Here is a 5,471-nt window from a genome sequence, read left to right as displayed (position 1 = left end):
ACCTTCATCGACTTGTTTTATGGGTATCTTTTGTTAAAGTATCATTTTCTTCTAGACCTCATATTTTGGAAATGCCTTGATCATGCCGCACACTAAAACCAACGCACCTCTCAACAACCAAGAAAATCCTGTTTCTTCTCAACCTTCACACCCTGTAACTTTATTCGTTGAACGTCTTGCACATGGACAAGATTTAGAACTTCCTCATTATGCGACAGCTGGTTCTGCTGGCCTTGATTTACGCGCCGCCATTGGAGAAGAAGAAACGCTCACTCTTGCACCTGGAGAGCGTGCCCTTATTCCAACAGGTCTCATTTTTCATTTATCCCTTGGGTTTGAAGCACAAATACGTCCACGCTCTGGCTTAGCCTTAAAACACGGCATCACATGCCTCAACACTCCAGGAACGATTGATAGTGACTACCGTGGTGAAGTCAAAGTTCTTCTTATCAATTTGGGCCAAGAAGACTTTTCAATCCAACGGGGAATGCGCATTGCGCAAACAGTCATCTCACCGGTTATTCAAGTCAATGTTTGCGCCATTGAACCAGAACAAAAAGACAGTCCTCAAAGCCATATGGAAAGCCGTGGAACAGGAGGTTTTGGTTCAACGGGGCACACTTAAGAAGCTTAAAAACCACTTCTCTTAAAGCAACACACCGTACAGTCTGCATCTAGATTACCTTGGGCTTTTAAAGCCCAAGAAAGTATATATTTACTCCCAAGACTCTTATTTACTCCCAAGACTTTTTCATGAAATGCGCTTCTAAACAAGCATGCTTTCTTCTCTTTTGTCTCTTCTCAGCCTTCATACCCCGTGATGTTATCCGTTCAGCGTCTTGCAGTTGAGACAAGGAAACTTTCTCATTATACAACAACTGGTTCTGCTAGCCTTAATCTACGCGCCGCAATCTACACGCCGCCATTGGAAAAGAAGAAACGCTCACTCTTACACCTGAAGAGCGTGCCCTTATTCCAACAGATCTCATCTTTCATTGATCCCTTCTTTCATTGACCCCTTGGGCTTTTAAAGCCACGCATCCCTCCACGCTCTGACTTGAACTTTAAAACAGTGCATCACATGCCCCCTAAAACAATTGACAGTAATGACCGCGGCAAAGTCAAAGGTCTTCTCATCAATTGTAGCCAAGAAAACTTCTTGCATAAAACGGGGAATGCGCCTGGCGCAAACAGTCATCTCACCGGTCATTCAAGTCAATGTCTGCGCCATTGTTTGGCCTCTCATCACACACAAACAGCCTCTCTCCACCATACCGTTGTTCCTTGCATTATACAAAACTTTATTATCACCTGATATGCTTCCATCCGCTCTCATAACAAAAACATTGGCATTAACTCGAGCTCACACACCGCTTATAATGGATACAATCTCCACATCACAGTGATTTATCAGATTGACCTCCTCCCTACACCTCAAAGGAGGAAGATTCCTACCAGTCACCGGACAATCAACAGTCCAGCCTCTCTTGGCAAGCTTCATCTGCTGACCATTTACGCGGTTCACTTCATAAGGCGCGAGAGACAAACCCTGCCCTGAATACTTGATCACGATATCTAAAAACACTTAAATATCTAAAGCTTTTCATGCCTTATATCACCGCTCTAAACAACGATGTTTTTATGGCATAAGTGGAAAATTTATTTTTTACACCTTTAATGAAAAATCCAAATACGACAAGTTTCTCTCATTCCAAATCTATTTATATTGAATCAATCAAAACCATATCTGTTGCAAATTACAAGCACAGCTAATGGAGTGGGAAAAACGAAAGAAAAGATTAAAAATGCTTCTTATGAACACAGCGTACGAAACTTGTTACTTATGAAGAAGCAAACCGGCACCATCATTACATTTGCCAGCTCGTGGATATTTGCGACAGCCCTTGGCACTTGAGACAATTCATAAAAGCCATTTTTAGTCCTTGTCTTATACAGTTTCACTCCACACGGGCTCTCCCCGCTTGTAAAGCAACAGATATGGTTTTGATTGATTCAACATGAAACAGGTTCGGAATAAGAGAATCCTACGATAATCGCAACTCTCACTCAATATACAAACAATGAATTATTATTATAAATCAAAAAGTTGCATCGAAATTAAAGGGGCGATAAAGATGCAAAGAGTATGATGGCACCAACCTAAATCATCTACAAGCAATAATCACTCCTGTTTTTATTATTTACCGCATCACTTGAGGAAAGATGAGAAGAATTTTGCAATCCTACAAGACCGATTTTACGATATCCAGCCATGCGTATTTGATTGCGTAAATCGACGACAAAACCACAATCAATTTCACTCTATATCGGCTCTCCACCTTTGATGAAAATACTTTGTTTCCTTCAACAGAAGCTGTACAGTTTTGTTATCATGGGGCAGTAACAGTTTCTATCGTAGAAATGTTAGCGTTTACCGCAGGACTTGTTATTGGAGCATCCATATGATCCACCCCATGGCCACCCTCTCCATCTACAGCACTGTCTGTCACTCCTGTTTTTTTATTATTTACCACACCACTTGAGGAAAGATGAGGAGAATTTTGCAATCCTACAAGACCGATTTTGCGATATCCAGCCATGCGTATTTGATTGAGTAAATCGACGACAAAACCATAATCAATTTCGCTATCCGCTTTAATTAAAATTTTTGTCTCTAAATTTTGCTTAGTTTCCCCCAACAAAGCTTCCCTCAAGGCTCCTTGTTCTACAAGACGATCACCAATGTAAAGAGAACGATCTTTTTGTAAAGTAACATAAACAGGCTCATCAGGTTGCTCTACTGAAGGCGCTTGAGTGATAGAAGGAAGCTGAACAGGAATGACAGATGTTGCCAAAGGTGCTGCAACCATAAAAACAATAAGCAACACCAACACAACATCAATAAAAGGGGTCACATTGATTTCGCTCTGCAACCCACTCTCATCGGACTCCCAGTCATTATTAAAACTTGCTTTCATTTTTTAAGACTTTTCTGTTGTCTTTGTCTATCAAGTTCACGGCTCAAGAGCCTTTCAAGAGCAGCCGCGATATCGCCTAAATCACTACGATAACCATTCAAAGCACGCATAAGGCTATTATACATAACAACGGCGGGAATAGCTACAAAAAGCCCAATAGCTGTTGCAAATAAAGCTTCGGCAATTCCAGGAGCCACCACATCCAATCGCGTTGTTTGAGACTGAGCAATTCCAATAAAAGAATTCATAATTCCCCAAACAGTTGCAAAGAGACCAACAAAGGGAGCAATTGCACCAATGGTTGCAAGAACGGTGCTTCCACATGCCACACGGCGTGTAGCAGCCAGCAAGCAACGCGACAAAAGCGAGTGAACCCTTTCTTTTAAACCTTCATGAACATCACGCGCATTAATATCACGGGAAACATTTTCATATTGACCGCTCTTCTCATAAAAGAGAATATCTTCAATCGTTTGTGCACTTTCCTTTGAGCTAGTTCTCTCACCAGAGCTTTCATTTATCCCTTCAGGAGCAGAAAAATGAACCTGTTGTGTAGAAAGATACACCTCTTTAAGGACTTCTTTGAGAAAAAACACGCCTGCACCTTTGCTTTCTTTCAAACTCGCTGCCAAACGTGTAAGAGTCTGAGCGTTAAGAACCAATTGGAGTTCATGACGAACTCTTCGTTTTGCCAAAGTGATCTCAATAATTTTCACAAAAGCAATTGTCCACGACATAAGAGAAGCAAGTAACAAAATAATGATAACAGCTTTCACCACCCAATCAGCAGCCATAAACATAGAAAAAGGAGAAAAATCATGCACTGTCAATACAGCAGACGTATTATCTAAAGGGACTGTTTTATCTAAAGGGACTGTTTCAGATTCCATTTTTATCTCACATTCTTGTGCTCTTATCTTTATTTATGAGCTGGATCGTCACCCCGCATAGCATCACTGTTCCACAATGCCACGACCCTTTTAACGTCACTTTTGTATTTCTCTTAAAAAATAAAACTTGATAAATCAAGTATAGTTTTATTTCATAAGCTCTCTCTTAATTCTAAAGAAATTACTCAAGAAATTTTTCTCTAACAATTCAACAAGTTTATCTTACCCAATCAATTTATTGCATAAATTAGGCAAAATGATAAACTTACAAGAAGTATCGCATATAATATTTTAATTTATAAAAACAATTCATCATCATTCCTGTTAAATAAATCTCTCATATCGCAAAGCTTCTCTCATTTCAGCAACTCTTTTAAAGCCAACAAAATATTCGCTTCCATGAAACAAGCAGCAAAAATATCATAAAACTCTTGAAGAAAAGGATATGCACATCTCTAACAACCCGTGCACTGAAGTCCCTCTCCTATCCTAAAATAAAAATATACCTTATGTTTTAAAAAAAGAACTATCGCAATATCTTAAACTGACAAAAAGTATCATGGGGAGCGCGTGTTGCCCCCAAATACACAGAGAGCAAAAAGCCGCAATATTCTTTGCTTTAAAAGCATAAAAATGGCATTTTTTTCTGCTGCAAAATCGCAACCACCATGTATTTTTCCTGTCCCAAGTAAAAAAACAAATCTTACTGCGCCTTTTAAAGAAACATCTCTCAAAGAGCACCCAATCCCATTTCGCGACGACGCCCGTGAATGGTATAACGGTAAATCTATTGAGCACCTCCATCTTTACGCTTATGAAGGAGCAAGCTGGCACCATCACACACTTTGCCAGCTCGTGGATGTTTGCGACAAACCTTGGCACTTAAAACGGTTCATAAGAGCCATATTTAATCCTTTCTTATACAAATTTGATCCACACCACTCATCCCACTTGTTATGTGCAAATGAGTGGTTTTGATTGATGCAAGATAAACAGATTTGAAATGAGAGAATTTTACGTTATTTGAGCGTCTCAATTCAATATGAATTACGCTAAATTATCATTATAAATCAATACATTGCTTTTTTTAAAAAACTTTTATAAAAAAACTGCGCCACGAGAAACTGAAGAATGGTGCTAAATTCCTGCAAAAGCATATAAGACAGTTTTCAACAGACGAGCCCCTTTACGGACAAAGCATATTTTATAGACGAGATTTATTTTATCAAAAACAATTTTAAATTCGACAAAATGAAAGGAACCAAAAAAAACTTTTTGCGTTACCCCAGCAGTGAAAATTTTCACTCCAATGCAAATGATCACTATGAACACACCAATACAAATATAATGAATCAAGAGAGGGAAAAAATATCATGGCCATGAATAAAACAACGCCGCACAATAAAACAGCTTCAGAAAAAGATCTACAAGGACAGTTAGAAAAATTACGCAATGAAATTTCAGGGATTACCTCAACCCTGACAGATCTGGGGACAAACAAATTCAACGCCGCCAAAGACAAAGCAGAAAAACTATATCACTCAGCGAAAGAAAGTGGTGAAGACATGATGTCTCAAGCAAAAGACAAAATCAGTGATCTTGA

6 protein-coding genes and 1 pseudogene are annotated in these 5,471 nt (G+C 39.2%); 3 read left to right on the top strand and 4 right to left on the bottom strand.

The genetic code is table 11. The annotated features are described in order from the left end of the window. The first annotated feature begins 82 nt into the window (after positions 1 to 82). Both dut and ACFIO3_RS08145 read left to right on the top strand, forming a co-directional pair. Entirely contained in the window at positions 83 to 625 is a 543-nt protein-coding gene (gene dut / locus ACFIO3_RS08150; protein ID WP_375608126.1) for a dUTP diphosphatase, read from the top strand. Between the two features lie 456 nt (positions 626 to 1,081). Beyond that, positions 1,082 to 1,315, top strand: coding sequence for a hypothetical protein (locus ACFIO3_RS08145; RefSeq protein WP_375608125.1), 234 nt, complete (start codon positions 1,082 to 1,084; stop codon positions 1,313 to 1,315). A gap of 48 nt (positions 1,316 to 1,363) precedes the next feature. On the opposite strand, the gene ACFIO3_RS08140 is transcribed toward ACFIO3_RS08145, so the two are convergent. The 4 genes and pseudogenes from ACFIO3_RS08140 to ACFIO3_RS08125 form a co-directional block, all read right to left on the bottom strand. Next, entirely contained in the window at positions 1,364 to 1,570 is a 207-nt protein-coding gene (locus ACFIO3_RS08140; RefSeq protein ID WP_375704296.1) for a hypothetical protein, read from the bottom strand. 820 nt (positions 1,571 to 2,390) lie between these two features. After that, complete coding sequence (locus tag ACFIO3_RS08135) at positions 2,391 to 2,978, bottom strand: biopolymer transporter ExbD (RefSeq protein WP_375608124.1); 588 nt, start codon at positions 2,976 to 2,978, stop codon at positions 2,391 to 2,393. After that, positions 2,975 to 3,868, bottom strand: a complete 894-nt coding sequence (locus ACFIO3_RS08130) for a MotA/TolQ/ExbB proton channel family protein (RefSeq protein ID WP_375608123.1) — start codon at positions 3,866 to 3,868, stop codon at positions 2,975 to 2,977. Before ACFIO3_RS08130 ends, ACFIO3_RS08135 begins: the two co-directional genes overlap by 4 nt. Before the next feature lie 707 nt (positions 3,869 to 4,575). Then, positions 4,576 to 4,773, bottom strand: a pseudogene (locus ACFIO3_RS08125) (integrase); the annotation flags it as partial. Positions 4,774 to 5,241: 468 nt separating this feature from the next. Here ACFIO3_RS08125 and ACFIO3_RS08120 point away from each other — a divergent pair. Further along, on the top strand, positions 5,242 to 5,471 hold a 230-nt coding region (locus ACFIO3_RS08120), incomplete at its 3' end, for a DUF883 domain-containing protein (RefSeq protein ID WP_375704295.1).

Source organism: Bartonella sp. AD328YNZD, from assembly GCF_042196425.1.
This window is presented reverse-complemented; position numbering and strand designations above follow the sequence as displayed.